At 48.9% G+C, this 25,118-nt stretch carries 25 protein-coding genes; 9 read left to right on the forward strand and 16 right to left on the reverse strand.

Features of this window, described 5'->3' with window-relative positions; translation table 11 throughout:
* Window positions 1-5 precede the first annotated feature (5 nt).
* Together C7B65_RS03385 and petP are read right to left on the reverse strand one after the other, a co-directional pair.
* Window positions 6-1,106: a Get3/ArsA fold putative tail anchor-mediating ATPase NosAFP gene (locus C7B65_RS03385; RefSeq protein WP_073069486.1), complete on the reverse strand. Its 1,101-nt coding sequence runs from the start codon at window positions 1,104-1,106 to the stop codon at window positions 6-8.
* 124 nt (window positions 1,107-1,230) lie between these two features.
* Window positions 1,231-1,449, reverse strand: coding sequence for a cytochrome b6f subunit PetP (gene petP / locus C7B65_RS03390; protein ID WP_244913151.1), 219 nt, complete (start codon window positions 1,447-1,449; stop codon window positions 1,231-1,233).
* A 114-nt stretch (window positions 1,450-1,563) separates the two neighbouring features.
* Between petP and hisF the strand changes: the two genes are divergently transcribed.
* The 3 genes from hisF (at window position 1,564) to C7B65_RS03405 (ending at window position 4,201) form a co-directional block, all read left to right on the forward strand.
* Window positions 1,564-2,334: an imidazole glycerol phosphate synthase subunit HisF gene (gene hisF / locus C7B65_RS03395; RefSeq protein WP_073069488.1), complete on the forward strand. Its 771-nt coding sequence runs from the start codon at window positions 1,564-1,566 to the stop codon at window positions 2,332-2,334.
* 133 nt (window positions 2,335-2,467) lie between these two features.
* A complete protein-coding gene (locus tag C7B65_RS28650) occupies window positions 2,468-2,752 on the forward strand; it encodes a hypothetical protein (protein WP_073069489.1) in 285 nt (94 codons plus the stop codon).
* Between the two features lie 183 nt (window positions 2,753-2,935).
* Window positions 2,936-4,201, forward strand: coding sequence for a RuBisCO small subunit-like domain-containing protein (locus tag C7B65_RS03405; protein WP_073069490.1), 1,266 nt, complete (start codon window positions 2,936-2,938; stop codon window positions 4,199-4,201).
* A gap of 17 nt (window positions 4,202-4,218) precedes the next feature.
* On the opposite strand, the gene C7B65_RS03410 is transcribed toward C7B65_RS03405, so the two are convergent.
* The 3 genes from C7B65_RS03410 to C7B65_RS03420 form a co-directional block, all read right to left on the reverse strand.
* Window positions 4,219-4,620, reverse strand: a complete 402-nt coding sequence (locus C7B65_RS03410; RefSeq protein WP_073069491.1) for an ExbD/TolR family protein — start codon at window positions 4,618-4,620, stop codon at window positions 4,219-4,221.
* A complete protein-coding gene (locus C7B65_RS03415; protein ID WP_073069492.1) occupies window positions 4,607-5,254 on the reverse strand; it encodes a MotA/TolQ/ExbB proton channel family protein in 648 nt (215 codons plus the stop codon). Before C7B65_RS03415 ends, C7B65_RS03410 begins: the two co-directional genes overlap by 14 nt.
* Window positions 5,255-5,345: 91 nt before the next feature.
* The gene (locus C7B65_RS03420) at window positions 5,346-6,137 is read right to left on the reverse strand and encodes an LmeA family phospholipid-binding protein (RefSeq protein WP_073069493.1); all 792 of its coding nucleotides are present in this window, start codon (window positions 6,135-6,137) and stop codon (window positions 5,346-5,348) included.
* Window positions 6,138-6,575: 438 nt separating this feature from the next.
* On the opposite strand from C7B65_RS03420, the gene C7B65_RS03425 reads away from it, so the two are divergent.
* Window positions 6,576-6,902, forward strand: a complete 327-nt coding sequence (locus C7B65_RS03425; RefSeq protein ID WP_073069494.1) for a hypothetical protein — start codon at window positions 6,576-6,578, stop codon at window positions 6,900-6,902.
* Between the two features lie 196 nt (window positions 6,903-7,098).
* Window positions 7,099-8,040 (forward strand): peptidoglycan recognition protein family protein, encoded by a 942-nt coding sequence (locus C7B65_RS03430; RefSeq protein WP_073069495.1) that lies wholly within the window; start codon window positions 7,099-7,101, stop codon window positions 8,038-8,040.
* Window positions 8,041-8,130: 90 nt separating this feature from the next.
* Here the strand turns inward: C7B65_RS03430 and C7B65_RS03435 are convergent, their stop codons facing one another.
* Both C7B65_RS03435 and cobO read right to left on the reverse strand, forming a co-directional pair.
* Window positions 8,131-10,749 (reverse strand): FG-GAP-like repeat-containing protein, encoded by a 2,619-nt coding sequence (locus C7B65_RS03435; RefSeq protein WP_073069496.1) that lies wholly within the window; start codon window positions 10,747-10,749, stop codon window positions 8,131-8,133.
* A gap of 294 nt (window positions 10,750-11,043) precedes the next feature.
* A complete protein-coding gene (gene cobO / locus C7B65_RS03440; protein WP_083582656.1) occupies window positions 11,044-11,712 on the reverse strand; it encodes a cob(I)yrinic acid a,c-diamide adenosyltransferase in 669 nt (222 codons plus the stop codon).
* Window positions 11,713-12,409: 697 nt separating this feature from the next.
* Between cobO and C7B65_RS03450 the strand changes: the two genes are divergently transcribed.
* Window positions 12,410-13,606, forward strand: coding sequence for a homospermidine biosynthesis protein (locus C7B65_RS03450; RefSeq protein WP_073069498.1), 1,197 nt, complete (start codon window positions 12,410-12,412; stop codon window positions 13,604-13,606).
* A gap of 56 nt (window positions 13,607-13,662) precedes the next feature.
* Here the strand turns inward: C7B65_RS03450 and C7B65_RS03455 are convergent, their stop codons facing one another.
* From C7B65_RS03455 to thyX, 4 genes are all read right to left on the reverse strand, one after another.
* Complete coding sequence (locus C7B65_RS03455; protein WP_073069606.1) at window positions 13,663-14,298, reverse strand: biopolymer transporter ExbD; 636 nt, start codon at window positions 14,296-14,298, stop codon at window positions 13,663-13,665.
* A 66-nt stretch (window positions 14,299-14,364) separates the two neighbouring features.
* Window positions 14,365-14,997 (reverse strand): MotA/TolQ/ExbB proton channel family protein, encoded by a 633-nt coding sequence (locus tag C7B65_RS03460; RefSeq protein WP_073069499.1) that lies wholly within the window; start codon window positions 14,995-14,997, stop codon window positions 14,365-14,367.
* A gap of 293 nt (window positions 14,998-15,290) precedes the next feature.
* Window positions 15,291-16,757 (reverse strand): hypothetical protein, encoded by a 1,467-nt coding sequence (locus C7B65_RS03470; RefSeq protein WP_073069500.1) that lies wholly within the window; start codon window positions 16,755-16,757, stop codon window positions 15,291-15,293.
* Window positions 16,758-16,958: 201 nt separating this feature from the next.
* A complete protein-coding gene (gene thyX, locus C7B65_RS03475; RefSeq protein WP_073069501.1) occupies window positions 16,959-17,681 on the reverse strand; it encodes an FAD-dependent thymidylate synthase in 723 nt (240 codons plus the stop codon).
* Window positions 17,682-17,875: 194 nt separating this feature from the next.
* Here thyX and C7B65_RS03480 point away from each other — a divergent pair, with 194 nt between their 5' ends.
* Both C7B65_RS03480 and C7B65_RS03485 read left to right on the forward strand, forming a co-directional pair.
* Entirely contained in the window at window positions 17,876-18,760 is an 885-nt protein-coding gene (locus C7B65_RS03480) for a tetratricopeptide repeat protein (RefSeq protein ID WP_073069502.1), read from the forward strand.
* 57 nt (window positions 18,761-18,817) lie between these two features.
* Window positions 18,818-19,456 carry a YdcF family protein gene (locus C7B65_RS03485; protein WP_244913152.1) on the forward strand — a complete coding sequence of 213 codons (639 nt, stop codon included), beginning with the start codon at window positions 18,818-18,820 and terminating at the stop codon, window positions 19,454-19,456.
* A gap of 20 nt (window positions 19,457-19,476) precedes the next feature.
* Here C7B65_RS03485 and C7B65_RS03490 read toward each other — a convergent pair whose 3' ends face one another.
* The 5 genes from C7B65_RS03490 to plsX are packed head-to-tail and all read right to left on the reverse strand — an operon-like array spanning window position 19,477 to window position 23,431.
* Window positions 19,477-19,773 (reverse strand): DUF2288 domain-containing protein, encoded by a 297-nt coding sequence (locus C7B65_RS03490; RefSeq protein ID WP_073069503.1) that lies wholly within the window; start codon window positions 19,771-19,773, stop codon window positions 19,477-19,479.
* A 54-nt stretch (window positions 19,774-19,827) separates the two neighbouring features.
* A complete protein-coding gene (locus C7B65_RS03495; RefSeq protein WP_073069504.1) occupies window positions 19,828-20,490 on the reverse strand; it encodes a lysophospholipid acyltransferase family protein in 663 nt (220 codons plus the stop codon).
* Window positions 20,487-21,368, reverse strand: coding sequence for an ACP S-malonyltransferase (gene fabD, locus C7B65_RS03500; protein ID WP_073069505.1), 882 nt, complete (start codon window positions 21,366-21,368; stop codon window positions 20,487-20,489). Before fabD ends, C7B65_RS03495 begins: the two co-directional genes overlap by 4 nt.
* A gap of 7 nt (window positions 21,369-21,375) precedes the next feature.
* A complete protein-coding gene (locus C7B65_RS03505) occupies window positions 21,376-22,464 on the reverse strand; it encodes a beta-ketoacyl-ACP synthase III (protein WP_181314322.1) in 1,089 nt (362 codons plus the stop codon).
* Window positions 22,415-23,431, reverse strand: coding sequence for a phosphate acyltransferase PlsX (gene plsX, locus C7B65_RS03510; RefSeq protein WP_073069506.1), 1,017 nt, complete (start codon window positions 23,429-23,431; stop codon window positions 22,415-22,417). Before plsX ends, C7B65_RS03505 begins: the two co-directional genes overlap by 50 nt.
* A 172-nt stretch (window positions 23,432-23,603) precedes the next feature.
* Here plsX and C7B65_RS03515 point away from each other — a divergent pair, with 172 nt between their 5' ends.
* Complete coding sequence (locus C7B65_RS03515; RefSeq protein WP_223257276.1) at window positions 23,604-25,097, forward strand: DUF2079 domain-containing protein; 1,494 nt, start codon at window positions 23,604-23,606, stop codon at window positions 25,095-25,097.
* Window positions 25,098-25,118 lie beyond the last annotated feature (21 nt).

The raw sequence follows: 25,118 nt of genomic DNA on the forward strand, positions 1-25,118 counted from the left end.
GAGGTCTAGAACGAAATAATTAGATAGCCGTCTTGAAACTTAGCACCTTTAACGGGTTGTCCCCGCAGTTGCGGCGGCAGATCCACATTACGCCGCTGGTCGCCCGCTTCGATCGTGATTTCAGGGCCCGATTGGGTCAGTTTGACTTGCTTTTTATCAAACCCTGGTAGAAAGAGCGAAACTTTGCGCTCGGAGACGTTAACCGCGATCGGACGTGGAGCCTGACTTGCCTGATCTTGAAAGTTTGGCAAGACATCGATCAAGGGCTGCCAGTCGTTGACGGATTGGATCGGAATCGTCGTCACCAAAAGCGGATCAAAGGCAGTCGTCACCTCATCGGCTCCAGATGCCCGGTTGAGAATCACACCGCCCACCGTCAATCCAATTTGTTGAGCGCTGCCCCAAAGATATTGAGCCGTGGCGATCGCCGCCGGATCATTAGTCGTCACTAAATAGGCTGCCATGCGCTGCGGGTTAGCGACCACCTGCTTACCCTGCTCTAGCAGATCATTCACCTGACCTGTAGGTTGAGCAAAGTTGTCGCCTACAAAGCTGACATTGGTCAAGACGGTGCTTGCTGCGAGTTGAATCACAGGTGACAGCGCTTTACCTAGATCAGACTCAACAAATAGCTTGCGAAATCGCCGAATATACCAGCTAATCGTTTCGGGTAGTCCTAACATTCGCAGCGTAGCTTGATCGCCAGACCCGTCATAGACGATCGCGTCATATTTGCCGCTGCTCTCATATTCTCGAATGGCATTCAGCGCCAAGGCAGTATCCATTCCTGGCAAAACGCTCAATTCTTGCCCAAACACTTCCTTAAAAAAAGGCGTGCGAAGGTATTGCGCTTCTAGTTTTTTGACTTCTTCCCAACTGCGTTCTAAAAGCGTTGCAGTCTGTAGCTGAACGGCGTATAAGTTGGGGGAAATCTCTTGGGGATCGAGGCTCAAAGCTGTGCCCAGTGCCGCCCCAAACGCCGGACTAGAATCCTGTCCGAGTAGTAAAACTCGCTTGCCCTGATTTGCAAGTTTTTTGGCAGCCGCGATCGCGATCGTCGTTCGCCCGGTGCCACCTTTGCCTAAAAACGTCAAGATAAAAGCCATATTTAACTATTCCGAGCCAACTTAACCATTAGAGTTTTGAATTTTGAACCAACGCAACCGAAAATTCAAAATTCAAAATTCTTTCATTTCCTCATGTTAGCGACTGCACGGAATCGGGAGCGCTTTAATTAAACAACTCTAGTTCGTCTTCAAAGAACCAGGTTCCGGTGTTGTCTTCAAACTGAACTAACATCCCAACTCCATAACCGTCCACAACTTTAAAGTCGCGAATAGTGCCAGTTTTACCCAGTTTTTTAATGATTTCCTGAGAAACCCGATCGCGCAAACGTCGAACCCGAACTTTTTGACCGATTTCCATTGCAAACAGACTGATACAAGCCATTCAAAAGTTTACCAGGATGTTGCATCAGATTAAGGCTTTTGGTAATTCGTCATTCACAAAGAACAAAAGCCAGAATGATAGGATTCAAGGACTATTTCAGGTCTTAGAGGCTCCATGCTGGCTAAAAGAATTTTGCCTTGTCTAGATGTAAAAGCAGGGCGCGTGGTCAAGGGCGTGAATTTTGTTGATTTACGGGATGCGGGTGATCCGGTTGAGTTAGCGAAAGCTTATAACGAGGCAGGCGCTGACGAACTGGTGTTTCTCGACATTACAGCCACCCACGAAGACCGAGACGTGATCTACGACGTGGTTTATCGAACGGCGGAACAGGTGTTCATTCCCTTAACCGTTGGTGGAGGCATTCAAAACTTAGAGACGATTAAGAAATTGTTACGAGCGGGAGCCGATAAAGTCAGCATTAATTCTTCTGCGGTGCGCGATCCCGACTTTGTTAATCAAGCAAGTCAGCGATTTGGCAATCAGTGTATTGTGGTCGCGATCGATGCCCGTCGTCGCTCCGATCCCGCAAATCCAGGCTGGGATGTGTTTGTGCGCGGAGGGCGAGAAAACACGGGACTAGACGCGATCGCGTGGGCAAGAGAAGTCACAGAACGCGGGGCTGGAGAGCTTTTGATCACTAGCATGGATGCCGATGGCACTCAGTCTGGCTATGACTTAGAGCTGACTCGGACGATCGCAGAGCAAGTCCAGATCCCCGTAATTGCATCGGGGGGTGCAGGTAACTGTGAACATATCTATGAAGCAGTCACCGAAGGGAAAGCTGAGGCGGCGCTGCTTGCGTCTTTATTACATTACGGACAGTTAAGCGTGGCTCAGATCAAGACCTACTTGAGCGATCGCCAAATTCCGGTGCGCTTCACATAGAGAAACTCCACGACTGATAAGCGTTTCAAACTATTTGCCAAATCAATAATTTGCACTATTATTGGGATCTGAAGTGCTGACAAATATTAAAAGAGAGCAACGTTTTATGAGCGTCTGTTACACTGTGTAAACTATGCTAATCATTATTCTCGTGATTGTGATTGCTCTTGTCGCCTGGTCTTTGCAATTAATGCAAGAGGCAGTTGAGCAGCGTGAATTTTCTCTAATGTTGGCAGGCACGCTTGTGGCATCTTCGGCAGCCGCATTGATGACTGTCTATTTTTTGATGGGCAACTGTATGGGTCACATGGCTCGAATGTCTCATGACACGTCTGCTTACTATAGTCAGCCTTATGAGTCAGTCACCTGGTCTTTAGATCAGGAAGAGTTAGAAGAGGCACAGGCTTACTATCGATGAAGCGAATAATCGTCTTGAAGGTTTTAACCTGCTCAATCTCTTCAAATACAGGCACATTCCTTCTGTAGGATCTAGACAGCGATCGCACAATATAGCGAGACTGATCAGGTGGGTAATACCCATCTTATTTTTTGTCTTGACTCGCCTTTTCTCTGATGTCTCCAATCATTGGTTTCTAGCTTCATGAGTTACTACATCTCTCCCCGCTTTATCGATAAACTTTCGGTTCATATCACCAAAAATTACTTAGATCTCCCCCAGGTCAAAGTGCCTCTAATCTTGGGAGTTCACGGACGCAAGGGAGAGGGCAAATCGTTTCAATGCGAGTTGGTGTTTGAGCGGATGGGAGTCGAAGCCGTTTATATGTCAGCAGGAGAACTAGAAAGCCCTGATGCAGGCGATCCGGCTCGGTTGATTCGGTTGCGCTATCGCGAGGCGGCAGATATTGTCAAAGTGCGCGGCAAAATGGCGGTGTTGATGATCAACGACATCGACGCAGGAGCGGGGCGCGTTGATCAATTCACTCAATACACGGTGAATACACAGCTAGTTCACGGCACATTGATGAATATTGCCGACAATCCAACCAATGTGCAACTTCCGGGCAGTTATGAAATTGAGCCGATTCAGCGCATTCCGATCATTGTCACGGGTAACGATTTAGGCACTCTTTACGCCCCGTTGACTCGTGATGGACGCATGGAGAAGTTTTTCTGGGAACCCGATCGCGACGATCGCATTGGCATCGTCAGCGGCATTTTTGAAGTCGATCACCTCGATCGCCGCGACGTTGAGCAACTGGTGGATGCGTTTCCTGACCAGTCGATCGACTTTTATGGAGCGCTGCGATCGCGCCTCTATGATGAACAAGTCCGCAAACTCATTCAAGAAGTTGGCTTAGACCACATCTCAATGCGAGTCGTCAACAGTGCCGAACGTCCGCCAGAGTTCCGCAAACCCGATTTCACCCTGTCACATCTTCTAGAACTGGGGCAGTTGATGGTCGGTGAGCAGCAGCGATTAAAAGAAATGCGGTTAGTAGATGAATATAATCGTGTGATTGGCAATCGCAAGCTTGGCGAAGTCAACATGATGCCGTCTGCCCCAGCTCCCATCAAATCAAATGGACATACGCCGCCATCGACCAGCAGCTATAGTGGTCAGCCTTCTAGCACGCGCCTCGATCCAGAAATGGTGAGCGAACTCAATCGCATTTTGGGACACGGACACCGCTTAGGAATCGAGTTTGTAGACGATCGACGTTTTCGCAACAATTCCTGGAGTTGTTACGGCACTTTTGAAGGGAATGGAGCCGACGCGATCGCAGCATTAGAGTCCTGCCTTGCCGAACATCCGCGAGACTATGTACGTCTAGTAGGAGTTGATTCGCGCGATCGTCGCCGAGTGATCGAAACCATTATTCATCGTCCCGATGGCAAACCTGCTTGATCGTGAATTTATCGCTTCTAGGGTGGTTGCGTCCCGATCGCCAGCCGCACCCCTGGAATTGATCGCAGCCGATCCATCACGGTGATCACCTGCCCGTGACTGACCCGCCGATCGGCATCAATTATCACTAAAATCTGGCGATTCTTGCCTTTGATCCCCTGAACCTGATTTTCTAAACTATTGAGTTGAATCGGTTTGCGGTTGAGGGCAAGCTTGCCACCTTGGTCGATCGTCACCGTTGCTTGAGTCGATTTTTGTGCCTCAGCCGTAGCCGCGCTTGGAAGATTAACGGGCAACCCTTGAGAGCGCGTTAAAAATAGCGTAGACATAATAAAAAACGTCAGCAGCGCAAAGATCACATCAATCATTGGCACGATGTAAATCTGAGGCGGCAGATCAGGCTCTTCAGGTAGACGCATAGGAACTTTCCCCCTTTTCGTGGCGGCGGCGATAGAGCAGTTCTAACTGTCCACCATACTCTTGAATCAGAGCAATCTGTCGAATATATAACCCTCGAAAGGTGTTAGCGAAGAGAAGAGTCACGATCGCCACCACCAATCCCGATGCTGTCGAAATCAACGCTTCACTGATCCCACCCGTCACATTGGAGGTGTTAGTGCCGCCGACATCTCCCAATCGCAGCGAGGCAAATGAGGTGATCAATCCTAAAATGGTGCCCAATAGCCCTAGCAGAGGCGCAAGACTAATGATGGTTTCAAAGACGGTATTGAAGCGCTTTAAAAGCGGAATTTCTGCCTGAGCAGCACTTTCTAGCGCTAGCCGAAACTCTTCTGAGGTCGCTTCTTCTAACTCTAGGGCAGCCATGAAAATGCGGGCAACGGGCAAATCAGAATTTTGCTCTAACATCAAGAAAGCGGCTCTAGGACTGCGCTTATAAAGCACTAGTGTTTCTCGAAGCACCCGATCGTGGCGTTTTCTAACTTTCGCCCAAAAGATAATTCGTTCCAAGATTAGCGCGACTGCCAGGATCGAAAATCCGAGCAGGGGAACCATGACAACGCCGCCAGCAGCAAACCAATTATTAGACCCCATATCGATCGTTCAGCCACTTGAAGAGTCACGAGGGTTCATTTTAGTGCTTCGTGGGCTTCCTCGCTACAATTCTCAGTTAGGACGCAGAGATTCAGGCGATGTTAGGAAAGCGCTCAATCTGGGCGTAGCCACTAAAAACCAGATGGTCTCCCTGCGTTTCGAGACGATTAATGCGTAGCAGTACCCCATCGAGGTCAAAGCGATCGAGATCGACCATGTTGTCAAGAATCTCAGCAAATGCCATCGTTAATACTTCTGAAATGCTGCGTAACTCTTCTGGAACCGCTTCTGGCTCAAACTGAGGATTTTGAAAGGCAACGCGCCGCCGCCGCTCGATCGCCAGAGTCGCTGTCATGCTCACAGGTAAGGTGTTGTTTGGCAGCAAGGCTTTCGCAAAAATCTGAATTCTGTTTTCGGGTAAAAGCTTCAGTGCAATGTCTGAGAAGGAGACAGGCTCACCTCCTGACAGATTCATCAGCGCGGGTTCAGTCACATTTTGCAGTTTTTTAACGACTAGCTCAGACTTAAACGCTTCATTGATGCCTGCTTCGGTAAGCGTAATTTGAGCGATCGCTTGAGTTGGTTGCTTGAGCCGAATCTTGCCACTGAGAACTGAGCCAAAGTCGAGCGCGACCGCATCGGTTTCAAATCGCATCTCTTCGACCCAAAAATCTTTGCGAATCAACAACCCGCGTCCGCCCATCTTGAAGCTGTCGAGACTGCCCTGCAACAGCTTGCTAGAAGGAGAGCAACGAATCGAAACCTCAACAGACTCGCTCTTTGAAAACAGGCGACGAATGGATTCACTCGCAACCTTGTTTAGCATCCGTTCACCAAAGTCGGTGCCCGAAGCATTTTTTAGATTTGTGAAGCCATTGAGCATAGTTCTATTTGCAACGGTTCTTTACTAGTTTGTAACAGATTGTAAAGAGCTGTCAATTCCTGACTTGATCGGCTTCGACTGGAAAAAGGTAGAAACTAGAGATGATTAAACTTCAAATAAACAGCCCTAAGCGGTGTAAATGCCTAGTTGAGATGATTGTAACGTTTACTTCTTACTCCAATCGTCTAATTGTCGCCTTGGGACATAAAATCTATTTATACTTCGTAACAAATTGTCTTATTACTTATAGTTCTCACCTTAATGCATTGTGAATACCTTCCTAGTGTCGAGCGCATCATCCACGGCCCTAGACTTTATTCTCTGTAGAGAGCAGCACTCCATACAGCCATCCAAGATCATTCTTCAGCCAGACGTTGAGGCATTTGAAGTGCGATTGGGTTGAATGGTTAGCTTTTAAACCTATTGATCATACTCATCATGGCTAAGTTCTTGGCGATCGCTGTTCTCCCATGGTTACTCGTCCTGCCGTTACAGGCGTGTTCTCCTGCTCAGGCACAAGCCGGACTCGATTCGCGAGTCTCAAGACTAGAGACGGAACTATTGGGCATTCAAAATCGACTCAATCAGATAGAAGCGAGTCGCTCAAGGCAAGGGGTCGCTGTCCCGGCTCCCGTATTGCCCTCTGGCGATCGCCGTGGAGATAGGCGAATTGTGTCGGCTGATCCTCAATTCGATCGGCTAGCGACCCTGGTGATCGAACTCAAAGAAAGAGTCACAGCTTTAGAAACCCGCCTTAATCGATGAGAACGCCGTTAGTAAAGAGGGAAATTCTTGGGTCAACAGAGCAAGTTCTTCACATCTTCGTATCTTACATACCCAAAACATTTCTGGGGGTTCCATAGAATTTTCTCTAAAAGTAGGTTCAAAAAAACCGTATCTTCAATTGAGATCCCTGGCAGTGTCTTCTTAGCTGCTTAACACCCGGCAACAAAAATTTGCTATGAGAAAATTTCTACAGGTCTTTGTTATCCTGGCTTTAGGAATCGCTGCCCTTATCCTGACTGTTAATTCTGGAGATGCTCAACTGGTCGAGGGTCAAAAAAATAGGCTTCCTAGCTTTTCGATTCTCAGCTTACAACCTCAAACAGTCAGCGATTCTAGTTCTGCTCTATCCTCTGCTTGTGCCCTTAAGCCCATCCCTAGAGCGAATAAATCAAAATCAACTGTTGCTGCCGTGCGTGACCCAGTTCCCTTAAGTCGATTTAGACAAGATCCAAATCTTGCTGACCCGACAAAAGAAACTCTAGGCAAGGCAACGCCGAAGTACAACCCCAGAGAAGAAGTTGCACTCGCTCACCCAACCAATTTTGGGAGACGATTTGTGCAAGATCTCTACGGTAAACCAGCCGATAATGCAGCGATCGTGGTTCTCCATGAAACCGTCGGATCTGCCCAATCTACGATCGGCTTTTTTCAAACTCCTCACCCTAACGATAATGATCAAGTTAGCTACCATACGCTAATTACCCTAGATGGCACGATCGTCTATTTGGTGCCACCAGATAGACGAGCCTTCGGAGCCGGAAACTCCGTTTTTGTAGGTGAAACAGGTCAAGAAGCAGTTCAAACAAACCCAGACTTTCCGCCATCTGTTAACAACTTTGCCTATCACATTTCCCTGGTGACTCCGCCTGATGGGCGCAACAATACCAATCGACATAGTGGATATACCCGCGCCCAATATCAATCACTGGCGTGGTTGGTGGCAAAAACAGGGGTGCCCGAATCGCGAATTACCACTCACCGAACAGTGGATCGATCGCGCCAGCGCAAAGATCCCAGAAGTTTTGATGGAGAATACTTTTCGCGTTTGTTGAGCTTCTATCCTAAAACTCAGGAGATCTCAACTCAGTGTTCAACCCCGGCTGTTTTAGAGGAATAAATGAAAAAAGGGAAAGGAGAATTACTTCCCCTCTCCCTCTACCTCAGTCAACTAAGGTCAAGACCTCTAATTAATTGATCAAGACTCTAACTACAGGTTCACCGTGATTTCCACCCAATCAATACCCTGTCCGAGATTTTGGTTATCGTCTGGGTCGATGTCATTCACGACTTCATTATTGTTTTGAATCATCCCAATGTAAACCGTTTGCAGCCCAGACGGACTTGCCCAACCAATCCAATTTGCGGGGGGAAGCTTGAAGCTGGTGTTTTGGGGCCCTGAGTTACTCTTACCAGCGATGCCATCAATGCTGGGTCGAGCAAGGTTGTAGGCAGTAGTACTACTCTTATTGAAGACAGGAGTTGTAGATAGGTAGAAGCCAACCTGGATTCGCGTATCTGTTGGAACCATATTGAATGCGCTTTTGAACCCATTGTTTTCAGTCACAAATGTTGCAGTTACCGTTTCTGCGGCAGCAAAGGTTGTTTTATTTACGGTCAGACTCTTGCCTCTCAGGTTAGTGGTCGGAATCTGTTGAACATCTAAGGTCAGAACACTCACGTTGTTGGTTTCATCGGTTTCGGCGATCGCGTTACTTGGATCGACAACCGCAAGAAGATAATAAGCTCCATCCACTACCCAAAAAGTGTCTCTCCAGGCGGGTAGATTCAACGTTAGAGGCGTTGTGGGGCTAGACTGATTTGCTGCAAGGTCAAAACTTAGGTCAGAAACAACTTTGTAATCGTTAGGGCTAAACGTCTGATCTCTTGAGATGTAGAAAGAAACCTTGACGTTGGGGGCAAAAATCGTTCCAGCATTCTTAACGCTGTAGTTAACCGATACGGTAGAAACCGGGCTGTCAGTGTCATTCGCTCCTAGAGTCAAGAAAACTTGAGAATCACCTGTAAAGCCATTGCCGACAAGTTCCGTAAATTGTGGCTTACCTTCAACGTTTAGCCGATAGTTGATCTCGTCAAGACTACTGGAGACTTTGATGTAGTAGTCTCCAGGCTCTAGAAGTTGTGTCGCATCGTTTGACAAAGGGGTTGAGGCGGTGCCATCAGTGCTTGCCTTATAAAGTTGCAGACCGATCGAGCTGAGAGGCTGACCCGTTAAATCAGTTGCAGACAAAACCAGGTTAGACCTGAAGCCAAGATTAAATTTGAAGTAATCAGGCACATCAGAACTGATTGAGTCGGTATAAACCCCAGCCGTGTTGAGGGTGCCAATATTAAAAGCAGAAAGCTCTGCCTTGCCACCGATGCTTTGAATAGTGGACTTAAACTGTCGTCGCTGAATGCCATCAAGTTGATCACTGCTAGAACGCTGAGGAAGAAAAGCTGCATCTAAAAGGCTTGTGCCGTTCATCAGCCAAACAGCAACTTCACCCGATGCTGAATCGCGCAAAAGCAGATCGGTTTTGCCATCGTTGTTAAAGTCAGCGAGTCGCTCAATATTGAATCGAGATGGAAGAGGAGAAGGCAGGAAGGCGGCCCCCGAAGGCGCGATTTGAGTGCCATCTAACAACCAGACGGCAAGCTGGTCAGTCTGAGTATTGCGCCAAAGAATGTCGTCTGCTTTGTTGCCTTCAAAGTCACCCACTTGAGCAGTCCATTCGATCGGAACACTCGAAAGCGATGCCGCTCCGCCAGTGGCGATCTGATTGCCGTTCATTAGCCAAATGGCGACTCCTCCAGTCTGAGTATTGCGCCAAAGAATATCTGATATGCCGTCTTTGTTAAAGTCACCCAACTGAGGCTTCCAGCTATCTGGAACGTTCGAAAGAGACGCGGCTCCTCCTTTGATAATTTTGGTGCCATCCATCAACCAAACGGCAACTTCTCCAGTTTGGGTGTTGCGCCAAAGAATATCTTTTTTCCCATCTTTACCGTTAAAGTCGCCTAGAGTCGGATCCCAACCACTAGGAACTCCAGGGAGAGGTGCCGCACTGCTAAACCCCAAACCTGTGCTGTTGGTGAGCCAAATAGCCGTTTCACCAGTCTGTTTATTGCGCCAGAAAATATCAGCGCGATCGTCATTGTTAAAATCTGCTAGGGTTGACTGCCAACTCGCAGGCACTTTATAAGGAGATCCTGCAAACTGTAAAAGGGTGCCGCCCTGCATAATCCAATAGCCGATCGAGCCATCTTTCTGATTTCGCAACAGAATATCGTCTTCGCCGTCCCCATTCAAGTCACCAAACTGGCTTTGCCAATCGGTAGAAAGGCTTTGCGGGGTAGCGCCTAATTTGATCGGGTCACTAGATTGCACAATTTTGCCATCTGTCTGCACAACCGAAAAACCGCCATCTGGCTTGCTGCGCCAAACCAAATTATTAAGCGTTGCATCTGTGCTGACAGACAGGTTTAACTTGTAGTTAGCTTCGATCGCGGTAACATCGCTGGGGTCTAACTCTGCTTGGATATAATAAGTTCCAGGAGCCAGAGGGGTTGAGAGGGCTTCTGAAAGCTGTTTAGAGTTGCTTGTGGGGTTTGGAGTGATCTCAACCTTTGCACCGTTAAAAAGATGGAGACGGGCATTACCAGTCAGTTCGGTTAGCGTAACGCTGGTGCTGCTGCTGCCGTTGAGCGTAAATTGGTAAAAATCGGTTTTGTCACCTGCGTTCAGCAACCCTGAAAGAGGAGGTGTTCCAATCAGATTTGTGATTGGAGTCGCTGTAGCAAAGGTGTTGTTGTCGGTAGGCGGCATGGCTGGACTCTCTATGAGCTAATGACGGGTTCGACCGAAATAGATTCTTTAGCGTTCCCAAATTCGGGCTGAAAATTAAGTCAGAGCAAGATTTGAGCGGTAATCAAGATGAAATCAATTGAAATGATCTGTACAATTTATTGAGATTGAGTCTAAATTTATACAACAACGGCACCAGTTACGTCAGAATTGCTACTGAGATTATTGCCTCAGTAGAAAACTCATGTCAGTTATTTCTCTCATCAGCTTTATAAGAAATCGTCCGTTACAAGAAGCTGCTTGCCTGGGGTTGCACTAGAACTCAATTCCCGGTTGTGCCTTGACCCCTTGCTCTCTAAACGGATGTTTAACCAACGTCATTTCTGTCACGAGATCTGCCCGCTCAATCAATGCTGGAAGCGCACCTCGACCCGTCAATATGACATGGGAGTCTTCAGTCTTTTCTGATAATCCAGCGATGACGGCTTCAATGCTCAAGTAACCCAGTTTCAGAGCAATATTAATTTCGTCTAGCAGCACCAGCTTGAAGTCGGGGTCTTTGATAAATGCCAGCGCCGTCTCCCATGCTTGAGTTGCTTTGAGAATGTCGCGATCGCGATCTTGAGTCTCCCAGGTAAAACCTTCACCCAGGGCATGAAATTCAAGCTGATCGCCCCAATGCTCAAACGCTGCTTTTTCAGCAGGTTCCCATGCGCCCTTGATGAACTGAACGATCGCGACTTTATAGCCATGACCCAGCGATCGCAGCACCATTCCCAGAGCCGCCGTAGTTTTGCCTTTGCCATTTCCAGTGTGAACCATGATCAATCCCTTTTCGGAGGTCATGTTGGCGAGACGCTGATCCTGCACCTCTTTCCGTCGCTGCATCTTTTTGCGGTGCTGATCTGCTTCTGGTGACGGTGCGCCTGTGTCCAGTTCAGGAGACACATCTGAGTTGATCGGAAGCTGAGAATCAAGAGTCATGACATACCAGAGTGAAATTTGAGAAAAAAGTCACAAGCCGACTGCTCTTAGCCTACCAACAGGGAGACCCCACTTTATGAATAAATGGGAGAGTCTCAGTATTTTGGACGATCATCATCTTCAAAGATAGATGGTAGGATGAAAGCGTTCGTGTCTAAAAGGTTGCGTAAAGAGCATTGAAATTTTTCTCTTTGACTGGATACCCTTGGCGACCTTTGTGGTATCTCGAAATGAAGTTAAAGCGGAAGCGGCAATGCGACCCTGCACTTTCGTGGGTCGATCGCTGCGAAGCTCCCAGTATGAATTGACCGATCTGTAACTCAAGGTTTGCGTCTGTCGTTGACTTTTAGCATCCAAAAGCATGGCTGCTCTCAACCCCGACCCAAACTGGATCGGTCAAGTTCTCTTTTAGGGGAATTCTTTAACCTAATGGCTGAAGCGCTCTGCCGCTAGTCATCATGTGGCGCAGGCTGAGCTTGGACTCGGTTCTGCAAAATTTTCAGCCTTTGTAGGTTTTGCTTGTCTACTGCTTAAAGTCAGTCTAAGTTTGTGTCCTCAATTCCTGAAAGCATTCTGACTGAGGGCGTAGAGTCCTTTCTGCATTCTGGCGACTTACTAAAAATTTCAGTCCGGTGTCGGGCTGTTCCTCACTGTTTAGCCCTCACTTTATGCTTCTTAAGCTTTTCGGAGTAAAAAAATGTCCAAACTTCTCAGTCAAAAAATCACACCCTCCCCCATGCCTGCCGAGATCAGCGTTGTTGACCTGATTGATGGTTACTTTACGGCTTATAACTCTGCACGGTTGCGAGAAATTTGTCATCTTCTCAGCCGTGAGGTGATGAAAGAGGGTGTCACAGTCGGACTCAGCTTGTCAGGCGCAATGACCCCGGCAGGGCTAGGAGTCTCTGTGATAGCGCCCTTGATGCGAAACGGATTCATTGATTGGATCATCAGCACAGGCGCTAACCTCTATCACGATATGCACTATGGGCTAGGGCTAGATCTCTACGCCAGCAGCCCATTTTTGGATGATGTGAAATTGCGGCAAGAAGGTCGCATTCGCATTTACGACATCATTTTTGATTATGATGTGCTACTGGGAACGGATGCCTTCATTCGACAAATTCTCAAAGCAGAACCGTTTCAGAAGCGCATGGGCACGGCTGAGTTTCACTATCTACTGGGTCGGTATGTGTCTGAAGTAGAGCGGAAACTGGGCGTAAAGCATCCTTCTCTACTCGCAACGGCTTATGAGTGTGGCGTTCCGATCTACACGTCTTCGCCGGGAGATAGCTCGATCGGCATGAATGTGGCAGCGATGGCGCTAGAAGGCTCAAAGCTAGTCATTGACCCAATGCTAGATGTGAATGAAACCGCCGCGATCGTCTATTCTGCCCGCGAGTCTGACATCCCAGATGTGGAAGGCAAGAGCGCAGCGCTGATCATCGGTGGCGGCAGTCCTAAAAACTTCTTGCTGCAAACTCAGCCGCAACTGCATGAAGTTCTGGGTTTAGAAGAGCGGGGACACGATTACTTCATTCAAGTCACTGATGCTCGTCCTGATACAGGCGGGTTGTCAGGTGCAACTCCAAATGAAGCTGTCAGTTGGGGCAAGGTTGATCCCGAAGAACTGCCCAATACGGTCGTCTGCTACACCGATAGCACGATCGCGCTGCCCATCCTGACTGCTTATGTGATCAACCAGTGTGAGCCTCGCCCGTTAAAGCGGCTATACGATCGGCGCGACGAACTGCTGGCAAAGCTGAAGGCAGATTATGAAGCGGCTAAACAACGGCCCTCCCATCCCGCCCCAGAACCAATTTCGATCGGTGTGACGAAGCAGCCTGTTGCCACCTATCCCTGCGGGACTCCCATTCGCAACAGCCGTCATTGAGATAGCCTACAAATCTTTTCTTAAGGGTGAGTCTATCTCACCCTTTTTTGTGGCTTTCATTGAGGAGGGATTGAAGGAACTGTTGGGGTAGATTGTTGAGGAGAAACGGGAGATTGACCTGTAGGCACCTGACTAGGATTAGTTGGCTGTAAGTTAGGACTAGTGGGTGAAATCGGATTTAGAGAAGGTTGAGGATTGAGGGGATCGATCGATGGGGCAGGAGTCGTCAACCCTGGGTTTAAAGGAGTCTGACCGGGGATCGCTGGATTCTGATTGGGCGATGGGCTAGTTTGGGGAGCCGTTTCGAGGGCAACACGATCGCCGCCCACTGCGCGTAATACATCCAAAACCTGAATCACATCATTGTAGAAAGAGGTTTGGGAGGCACTCAAAACGAGCAACCCTTGCGGATTCTGCTGGTGATAATTTTGCAGAACTTGATAAAGCTGAACCCGATCGACAGGTTGATTCTTAACCGAGGTCAGCCCCGTGGAGTCGATATTGACCACCAACATCTCCTGATTCTGGGGCGTACCTGTGCTGGCTGTGGGCAAATCTAAATTAATGCCTTCTCGACGGGTTAGCTGCAAAGCTGCCAGGATGAAAAAGGTCAGAATGCAAAAGATCACGTCGATCAAAGGAATAATTTGAATTTGTGCCTCATCTTGGGAAGCGTCGAGATTAATCTTCATGAGCATCAAGTGTGAAGGGTGGAGCCAGCCAGAGAATTTGTCTATCATGACAAACTCTAAAATTTTCTAGCGGTTGCTGTCTTGCCAGTTTTGTCTATAGAGCAGTTCTAACTCGTTGCCTGCTCTGCGAAAGATTTTTGCCTGATTGAAAACTAGGGCTTGAAAAATGCGGTAGAAGGCGACGCTAAAAACAGCCACGACTAGACCCGTTGCAGTACTAATCAGCGCTTCACCAATGCCTGTCGTCACCCCAGCAGTCGAGGCGGTGCCAATATCGCCGATGCGAATCGATCGCAATGACGTGATTAAACCAATCACCGTTCCTAACAACCCTAACAAAGGAGCCAGCGCGATCACGGCTTCTAGGATTTTGTCACCTCGACGCATCGACACAATCTCTTCATCAGCCGCTGATTCTAGCGCCAAACGAAACGATTCGGGATCAGGTTTTTCCAAGCGAAGAGCGGCGTAGAGAAACCTGCCGATCGGTTGATCATAGGCTTGCCGAGCAATCTCGCCTGCCATCTGCCAATCTTTGCGAGAGGCATCCAAAATCCGGTTGACCGTTTCTTTCTCTTTATTGAGAACGTTAAACCAAAACCACGATCGCTCAATAATTGCACTCAACGCCAAGATCGAGAGCAGCAATAACGGCAGCATCGTTACGCCGCCTTTTTGAAATAGTTCTACGATGTTCATCGTTGCCCTTCCTTCTAGTCGTGCCCACAGCAAATCCTGGCTTCTAGCCTCTCACTAATCTGAGGCATTTTAATTTTAGAGACTTCGTTGCTTCTTGTTAACGTCAGTTCGATCGCAGTCGAAAAACCTAGTCGAACTGACGTTCTTGTTACAGCCTCGATCGCATCTACCAGTAAACCAGTATGAATGATTTTGCTAACAGCAAAGAACTTCTTGAGCAAAAGAAAATTTCAAAAAAATCTCCACAACTGGGCTTGATGTGGAGATTTTATTTTAGATGTGAGGATGCCAAATTAGCGTTTGTTTTTACCTGGTTTGCGTCCATCTTCGTCATTGCTACCACCGTGAGGGCGAGAATTCCCCGGATCGCAGCCTTCTGAGCCGTTGCCAATTCCTTGATTGCAGTGACGCTTTCTGCCTTTTTTGTCATCATCCGAGTCGATCGTTTGAGTCGTGTTGACCGTTTGATAGGTGGTTAGTAACTGACTAACTTCATAAACCGAAAGGTTAGTGCTGCTGATATTAATGGTCTGCACGACCTGCCCCGGAGCCGCCACAAACACCGAATTCAGACTAGACTGGAACACGTCGATCGACCGATTCACCAACAAAAAAGCCCCACTCTCAAAGGAGGTCGGGTAGCTACAGTTCGATCGTGGAGTTGGCAACCCGGCCAGCGTAAACCCATTCAAATTCAGATTTTGAACGCTGTTGAAGAATGTTACCCGTGCATTTCGATAAGTCTGGCTCGTGACTTGTGAAACCTGAGTGAAATAGTCGTAAACCTGAGTGTTGGAATCGATCGAGCCGTCCTGATTGACATCCATTCCATAAACGGTGCGAACGATGCGGGTAGCGCTGGGGCGATCGGGTAAGACTAGCGTCACCGTCGCATTTTCTGACAGCAGTTCAAATTCGCTGTAGCCGATGAATTGATTTGCTGGGTCGAATAGCCGAACGATCACCCGATCGCCTGCCTTCAGTCCTTTCATGAACTTGGCTTTCTTGTTGATTTTGTAGCTAAAATCGCCGACAAATTGTTCTGCGGAAAAGCCTTGTGACGCTCGACTGCGAACCGAAACTCGTGCAATCACTTTAGAAAGAGTGGCTTTTTTCTGAGAAATTGCCAAGCTAAAACTGCCTTGATTAACTGCGATCGCAGATTGAGTCGAGGAACTGCTAATTAGCTGAGTGCTGGTGGTTTGGGCGATCGTTTGATAAGACTGAGTTTGCTCAAAGAAAACGGAGCGATCGCGCACACTGCCGCGAATGTCGTAGCGCAGTTGAGCCGTAACGCGCAGGTCTACTTTGCTGAGGTCTACGTCGTTGCCGAGTTGTTGTCGCAAGTCATTAAAAGAGATCACTTCAGGTAGCAGAGTGGTCTGTCCTGAAGCGTTGGTGATCAGACGCGCCCCTGTGCTGGTGAAAATCTGCACCCACCGATCGTTCCGACGCGCAAACACCTGATAAACCGCGTTGGCGTAGCTGGTTTGCGGCTTGTTAAGAATGCCCAGTTGCACCACTAGGGCTGAATCTTGCCGAGTTTGCACCAGCCGCGCAACTTTGAGAACGGCATTCCAGCTTTGTTGTTGACTGACTTGTAAGGGAGCCGCCGTTACTGCTTTTTGAGTGCTGTAGCTACCCAAAAGCAACGTGGATGCCATGAGCGCGATCGCAGCTTTCCTCCAAATCGACCTGCGAGTCTCACGATCTTTCAGAGTCTCGTTGTGTGAATCGAAACTAGGCACAGAATTCTTCATAGGTTTTGTCAGTGAATGTTTGGCTTAGTATGGTCAAATCGAACTTGAGTAGACACAGCAAAGCTGCCTTCTACCAATCCAATGAGGAAGCTCTGCGGATCAGTAGAATGGAATCATCTCTTGCTCACGAGACCTGTTAGAAATGTGACAAGTTCCGTACGGATGTGAAGATCACATCAAGAAGGTTTCTTTTATATGAAGCTAAGGTGCAAGACGCGCTTTCTTGAGGCGATTGGCTTCGTACCAGTTCGCAATCTCTGGCACCCATTTCTGAAAGGGTTCCCAAATGCATTCGCAGAGCTTTTGAGCTTCTAGCTGGGCATCTGCTTTCCAGCGCAGGTCAATTAAGTGCATCATCGATCGCACGTTGGCAGACATCACCCAATGCTGACGCACATCAAACGGGATCAATCCTCTCGCGTGTTCTTCTGAGAACCCCTGATCAATTCGGTCTTTATAGCGCTGACAGGCGGTGACACACCATTCAATATCTTGTTGACGCTGTTCTAGCGTGTATTCATATTTTTTGCCCTGGCGATCGCTATAAAAGCCCAACGGACGCAAATAAAACACCTCTTCAATGTCGCGCTTGCCTTCTACCACATCCAGAACCCGTTGCCCTGTATAGCGTCCAGATTGGACATCAAATGAGATTCCCACACGATGAGTGCGGATTTGCTGCATGGTGCTATGGGGAAACCAGCCGCAGTTCAACACGATTTGCGGATGTTCTAACGGGCCGTAGTGACCCCGATTGCCTGCCAGCAGTTGTTTGATGATCACTTCGCCGCACTTGGCTTCGTCGGGAAAGCGATCGCGATCATCACAGACGAAATTCTCTGCATAATCTTGGTGCATCGCTGCATAGATAGTCTGCTGCGGGTTTGGCGTTTGGGAAATGACTTCGACTTTAAAACGATCCATAAAAGGAGCCAGGTTAGCCTTGGGCGGTTGAGAACAAATTGTTTAAGGTTAATAAGATTAGCTCCGATCGTGCCCGATATTGACTTTTTGATCCTTAAATTTTCGATTCTCTTCGGATGCTTTTTTGCCCCGATCCTCCGCAAGATGGATTAAGCTAACTGAAGCCCCACTGTTTTTTCGGACAAGCTTATACCGTGCCCAAACGTATTTCTTTTCTTTCTGCCCTGACCATTTTGAGTGTGTGGACTGCCGCTCATCCCGCTTTCGGACAGGCGTTGGTGCCCCACATGCTGCAACTTGACACCAAAAAGCTAGAGCAGCAGGGCATTGGTCTAGTGCAGGAAGCGACACAACTGGCTCAGTTTCAACAGTTTGATCTGGCATTATCGCGCGCACGGTTAGCAACCCAATTAGCTCCAAAGATTCCTGAAGCTTGGGCAGTTTTAGGCGGGTTATATCTTCAAGCCAATCAGATTGATCCGGGAATTAATGCGCTCAAACGTGCACAGACGATTGATCCCCGTAATGCCGCAATTTTATTTGCCTTGGGAACAGCGCACTTTCAGAAAGCCAGCTATCAGCAATCGATCGACTACATTCAATCTGGGCTGAAGTTAAAACCAAATGTGCCTGGAGCGCTATTTGATCTGGGCAACGCCTACCTGATGCTGAAGCAAAATCGGGAAGCGATCGCCAGTTACGAAAAAGCTTATGCTCAAGACAAAGAATATTGGCCCGCTATCAATAATGTGGCGCTGGTTAAATATGAGCAGGGAGACGTTGACGATGCGATTCGGCTGTGGCGGACTTCGGTAGCGATCGACCCCAAAGCGGCAGAACCTAAATTAGCAGCCGCCGTCGCGCTTTATAACAAAGGCGATCGTGAGCAAGGTTTAACCCTGGGCGAAGCAGCCATTCGGTTAGATAGTCGCTATGGTGACTTGAAGTTTCTCAAAGACAATTTGTGGGGCGAAAAGCTGTTGGCGGCAACCCAAAAGTTCTTGTCTGTGCCGAGAATTCAGGCGACGATCGCTCAAGCCCAATCAGCCCCTCCCGTTCAGCCACAGCGACCTGAGTAATCGGCGAGGTCTTGAGTTGATCAGGGGTGTGCAGTAGACTTTGTATCGAGTGAGTGGTTGAGTTCGGGTGTCATCATGCGATCGAGAGAAGCGTCTCACAATCATCAGCTTCACCACTCAAAGAAGAAAACTCGATCGAAAGGGAAACGATTTCCCTGGATGTTGTTCATCTTGCCTTTAGTGGTTTGGTTTGGCTTCCGAGCCGTTCGTATCTATTTTGAGAAGCCTCAAGCAATTCTCGTCTTAGGCGGTTCGACCGTGGCGTTGGAGCGTGAGAGGTTTACGGCGGAGTTTGCTCGTGAGCATCCTGGCTTGCCGATCTGGATTTCTTCAGGCAGCCCAAGAGATTATACAGAACAGGTATTTTCAGAAGCGGGCGTTGATCTGCATCGACTCAATTTAGACTATCAAGCCGTAGATACGGTGACAAACTTCACGACGCTAGTCGATGAGTTAAAGCAGCAAGGCGTTCAAAGCGTCTATTTGGTGACTTCTGACTATCACATGCGACGCGCTCAAATCATTGGCGAGATTGTGCTGGGAAGTCGAGGAATTCATCTCAAACCCGTCTCAGTGCCTTCTGAGCAGCCTGAAGAACCCTTATCGAAGGCACTCCGAGACGGAGGTAGAGCAGTTCTCTGGGTGACTACAGGGCATACGGGGGCAAGCTGGAGCCGACTGCATGGAGGGCGATAGTTGGCAGAGAATCCTAAAGCTCAAGCTGCGATCGAGTCCTGCACCAATACATAAGGCTGAACAATCAAGGCATGAAATCGCTTGTCTTGATGCGCGTTCCAGTCAGTTTTTTGTTGCTCAGACGGCTTGTAAATCAGACCTTCAGCGATCCAATGTTGGACTGAGGCGGAGTGGTCATTGACGATCGCCATTCCCACATCGACTAAATTTAGTTGAGGAGCGACGACGATCACGGCATCTCGATCGACGTGGGGAATCAGCCAATTCCATTCGGCTTCGTCTAGAGATTCGGTGAGTTCTGATCTTAAATCTGACATTTCAAGAATCGTGATGAGAGACAGAATTTTACTCTAGCAATTCAAACTTCAACTCTAGCGTCCCAAGTCATGCAGGCTATTGATTTTTAGTGCACAGCGTTGAGTGATAGCTTCGAGTTCTGAGCGATCGCTCGATGCTGGGGGTGCAATCAGTTCCCCAATTCGCACCGTAACTGGAGCCGGGTGAGGAATAGCAGAGCCTTTGCGAAAGATGGTATGAGTTCCCCAGAGGCTGACGGGGAGTAGAGGCGATTGAGTCTTTGCCGCGATCCAAGCTGCGCCGAGTTTGGCATCTGCAATGCGTCCGTCAAGGGTGCGAGTGCCATCGAGAAACACGCCTGTTGCCCAACCTGACTCAATGGATGCGATCGCCGCTTTCATTGCACTGCGATCGGCAGATCCTCGCTTAACCGGGTAGGCTCCATAGGCTCGAATTGCCTGCTTCAGTACAGGAACCTGAAACAGTTCCTCTTTTGCCATATAGGCCACCGGACGACCCACACCGCACGAGAGCAAAAGCGGATCAAAATCGCTGGCATGGTTGCTGACGACGAGCAAGCGTCCCTTTTGGGGCACATTCTCGGCTCCATAAATCCGTCCTCTAAAATAGGTGTGCAGCACCGGGCTGACGATCGACCATTTGAACAGACGGTAAAGCAGCAGGCTGATCAACGGTTCTCGATCGGGAAATGGTTCTGAGTGAGAAGCGCGAGTCATGAAGAGAGATCGGCAAACCTACCGATATTTTCTAGCATTAAATCAGGGCAGGTGCGCTTAATAATTCCAGTCAAGACTTTGCCAGGGCCCACTTCGACCACACGCTTAACGCCTTCTTGAGGCAGTTGCAGAGAAATTTCACGCCAGCGCACAGCGCCAGTCATCTGACGGTCTAGACGGTCTTTAAGCACTGCCGGATCGGTGCTAGGAGTCGGGTCAACATTTGAGAGGACTGGAACTTGAGCCGCCGCAAAAGGGACAGAATCTAAAACAGGTTTGAATTGAGTTGCCGCGTCTGCCATCAGAGGCGAGTGGAACGCCCCGCTGATATTAAGCCGAATCGATCGCTTAGACGTGACTTGAGTTAACACGGTTTCGACCGCCTCTGGAGTGCCAGAAATGACGACCTGACCTGCATTATTGTCATTGGCCAACACCACACCGGAAGTTTTGGCGAGCACCCTTTCAAGCTGGGGACGATCGAAGCCCAACAACGCCGCCATCATGCCATCCGATGCGCTGTCCATCAATTCTGCGCGACGCTTGATCAGCCGCAACCCATCCTCAAAGCCAAACACACCCGCCGCATAAAGTGCGCTATATTCTCCCAGGCTGTGCCCTGCGACATAATCAGGGTGCTGCCCTTTCGCCTTCAGCAAGTCTACCAAAATGCTTTCCACAACATACAAGCAAGGCTGAGTGTAGAGCGTATGAGAAACTTTGTCGTCTTGATTTTGGCAAACTTCAATCACTGACCAGCCAAGAATCGGTTCGGCTTGCTCAAATTTAGCCATCGCTTCTGGCAATTCAAGCAAATCCATTCCCATGCCGATCGCTTGAGACCCCTGTCCCGGAAACACCCATGCGGTCTTAGTCATAATCCTGCTATCCCCACTGAAAGATGGCTGCACCCCACGTCAACCCGGCTCCAAAGCCAGAAGTGACGATCGTATCGCCCGGTTTAATTTTGCCTTGTCGAACGGCTTCATCTAACGCTAAAGGAATCGACGCGGCGGACGTATTGCCGTATTTTGCCAGATTGCTGATCACTTTTTCGGGAGGAATTTTGAGCCGATCGGCAACCGAGTCGAGAATGCGCTGATTTGCCTGATGCAGCAAGAGCCAGTCAATTTCCGCAACGGTTAAATTTGCCCGAAATAGAGCTTTTTCTATCACTTCAGGCACCTTCTTGACTGCAAAGCGATAAACTTCTTGACCATTCATCGTAATCGGGTGAAAGGTGCCTTGATTAATTGTCACACCTGCCAGCAGTTCTTTTGGCTGAGAGTGATAGGACAAATTGAGACAGTTGTTTTGCGTGCCGTCACTGCGGAGTTCAAATCCTAAAAGCCGATCGTGCTGACTTGCCTGCATCACCACCGCCCCGGCTCCATCCCCAAATAACACACAAGTGCGGCGATCAGACCAATCGAGCCAGCGAGATAACACATCGGCTCCGATCAACAGCACATTTCTATAAACGCCCGTGCGAATGAACTGCGCTGCCGTGACCATGCCAAATACAAAGCCAGAACAAGCGGCAGTCAAATCGAAGGCAACCGCTCTAGATGCGCCCAATTGCGCTTGAATTTGACTGGCACTACCAAACAGATCATCGGCGGTCGAAGTTGCCAAGATGATCAAATCGAGATCGGTCGGAGCGATGCCCGCCATCTCGATCGCATCCTTCGCCGCCGCGACTCCCAATTTTGTGAGTGAGCATCCCGGCTCTGCTAATCGGCGCTCACGGATGCCTGTGCGAGATGCAATCCATTCGTCAGACGTTTCGACAACTCGACTCAGCTCAACATTATTGAGGGCAACGGTCGGAGTCGATGAGCCGCTCCCCGTGATTGCAATCCCTACCCCTGACTGTTCCAAGATTCCTTCTCCATCATTACCGGGTCTTAGATTGGTGGTGCGCCTAGCTCTCTGCCAAACGGCTGGTGACCGCGATGCGATCGAGGACTTCATTGTCGATCGCGTCTTTTGCCAACCGTGCCGCGTTGAAGATCGTCGGCGCTTGAGAACTGCCGTGACTGATGATGCAGATTCCGGCCACCCCCAGCAGCAGGCCGCCACCATGTTCAGCGTGATCCATTCGCTGTTTAATCCGCTTCAGATTGGGACGCAGAAACGAAACGCCTACCTTGCCGTGTAAGCCACGGGGCAACTCTTGCCGCAAGATTTGTAGGGCAACTTCTCCGACGGCTTCGGCAAACTTTAGCAGCACGTTCCCCGCAAAGCCATCACAGACGATGACATCAAAATGACCCGACAACACATCTCGTCCTTCGGCGTTGCCAATAAAAGGAATGTTGGGGTTTTCTTCGAGAAGCTGATGGGTTTGAATCGCCAACTCGTTGCCCTTGTTGGGTTCTTCGCCGATGTTCAACAACCCTACTTTGGGTTCTGCGACTCCCAGCACGTATTGAGAATAGATGCTGCCCATTAAGGCGAACTGCTCTAGAAACTTTGGGCGACAGTCTACGTTTGCGCCAACATCGAGAATCAAGACAGGTTTGCCTGCAATCATGGTTGGCAAAACAGCCCCGATCGCAGGACGGTCAATTCCTGGCAATCTGCCCAACCGCAGCAGAGCCGCCGCCATCGCTGCCCCAGAGTGACCTGCCGAAACCACGGCATCTGCCCGCTTTTTTTTAACCAAATCCATTGCCACGTTGATCGAGGCTTTGGGCTTGCGGCGTAGAGCTATCAGCGGCTCCTCAGACATCTCGATCGCGCCTTCTGACGGCACAATCTCTAGCGATGAGGATTGAGTGTGCTGTTTTAAGGAGGCTTCGATTTGCTGAGGGTCACCCACCAGCAACACATCTACCCCTAGTTCTTCTTGCGCCCTGAGTGCGCCCGCCACAATTTCAGCAGGGGCGTTGTCTCCCCCCATCGCATCAATTGCAATTCGTACCCGCGTCGATCTCATTGGCTCAGTTTATAAAAACCTCATAAATTCTATCAGATGGCATTCCCACCGGGAAAAATTCCCAAAGGCTGATAGTATCTATCATTCTCTCGCAACGGGGAGCGATCGCTGCAAGAAATTACTAGAGCCAGATGGTGCGACAGCTTTTAACTGGCTGTGTTCAGGTAAATTGATGAAGACTGTGCAGAAACTTAACTTGTCTCTCCCGATCGCTCCATTTTCTCAACTCATGCAAACTCAGAAAGTCCAAGCTTGGCAAAAATATCTGGATCGCACCTACCTTCAGAAAATTGTGCCTCCAGCGATCGCGCGAATAGTTGCCATCAACAGCCTGATCTTTTTTGTGTGCAGTAGCGTCCGCCATTTGCTGTTTCAATCCACCGCTCTAGATTTGGGATATTTTGACCAGGCAATTTATCTGATTAGTCAGGGAATCACGCCGATCGTGTCTTTTTGGGGCTATCACTTCATGGGCGGTCACGCAGATTGGATTCTGTATGGGGTCGCCGTGTTCTACAAGCTCTATCCCAGTGTGTATTGGCTGTTTGCGATTCAGGCGATTTCTCTGAGCATGGGTGCTTTACCTATCTGGCACCTGGCACGACAAGCGGGATTGAATGCGTCACAGGCAAACACGATCGCCCTCTCTTATCTTCTTTACCCCTTACTGTTCAACCTTAATCTGTTTGATTTTCATCCAGAAGTCATCGCTTTACCGTTAATTCTCACCGCAGTTTTAGCAGCAAGAGCCGATCGCGTGGGCTGGTTTACTTTCTGTATTGTGTTGATTTTGGGCTGTCGAGATGCTTTGTCGCTAACCGTTGCAGCGATGGGTTTTTGGCTTTTGGTATTCGAGAAAAAGCGACAGTGTGGCACGATCGCGATTCTGCTAGGCGGTATCTGGTTTGCGATCGCCACCCAGCTTGTGATTCCCTATTTTCGTCCCGGTGGAGTCGAGTCAGTGGCGCGATACGGATATCTGGGAACTTCTTTGGCGGAGGTTGTGAAGAATCTTTTTCTCAAGCCTTGGTTAATTTTGGAAAAGTTGTTCTCGATCGACACCCTATTCTACGTATTTTTACTAGTAATCCCGATCGCCTGGGGGCTTTCACTGCGATCGCTTACGCCCCTAGTTGCAGCACTACCTACTTTTGTCATCAACATTCTGTCAGAGTCAGAATCTCAGCGCAACTTGGTGCACCAATACTCACTGCCTGCTCTACCATTTTTGGTGCTGTCTGTGATCTCGGCAATGGCAGCCGGCAAAGGGTGGATCAAAAATTCACGAACCATAATCCTCTGGTCGCTGATGGCATTTCTGGCGTTGGCAAAGTACGGTTTTTTTTGGGAGAAGTATCTCGATCGTCTCGATACCTGGCAAGCGACGCGAGAGGCGATCGCCCAAGTGCATTCAAAAGGTGCCGTTCTCACCACCAGCTACATCGCTCCTCATCTCACCCATCGTCCGTTTTTGGAGTACACAAATCTGGTTGCGCCACCTACGACTCTCAATCAGTTTGACTACGTGTTGCTCAATCTCCGTCATCCTGGGTGGGCAAGTAGCCTAGAGCTTGCGAATCAGGTTTTTCAGTTAGCCCAAAAGACTCCCCAGTTTCAGCTTCAATACGAGCATGACCAGGTTTATTTGTTTGTTAAGAAAGACTAAGGAGTTCGTGACTTCTCTGTT

The sequence above is a fragment of the Phormidesmis priestleyi ULC007 genome, from assembly GCF_003003695.1.
GTDB lineage: Bacteria > Cyanobacteriota > Cyanobacteriia > Leptolyngbyales > Leptolyngbyaceae > Phormidesmis_A > Phormidesmis_A priestleyi_A.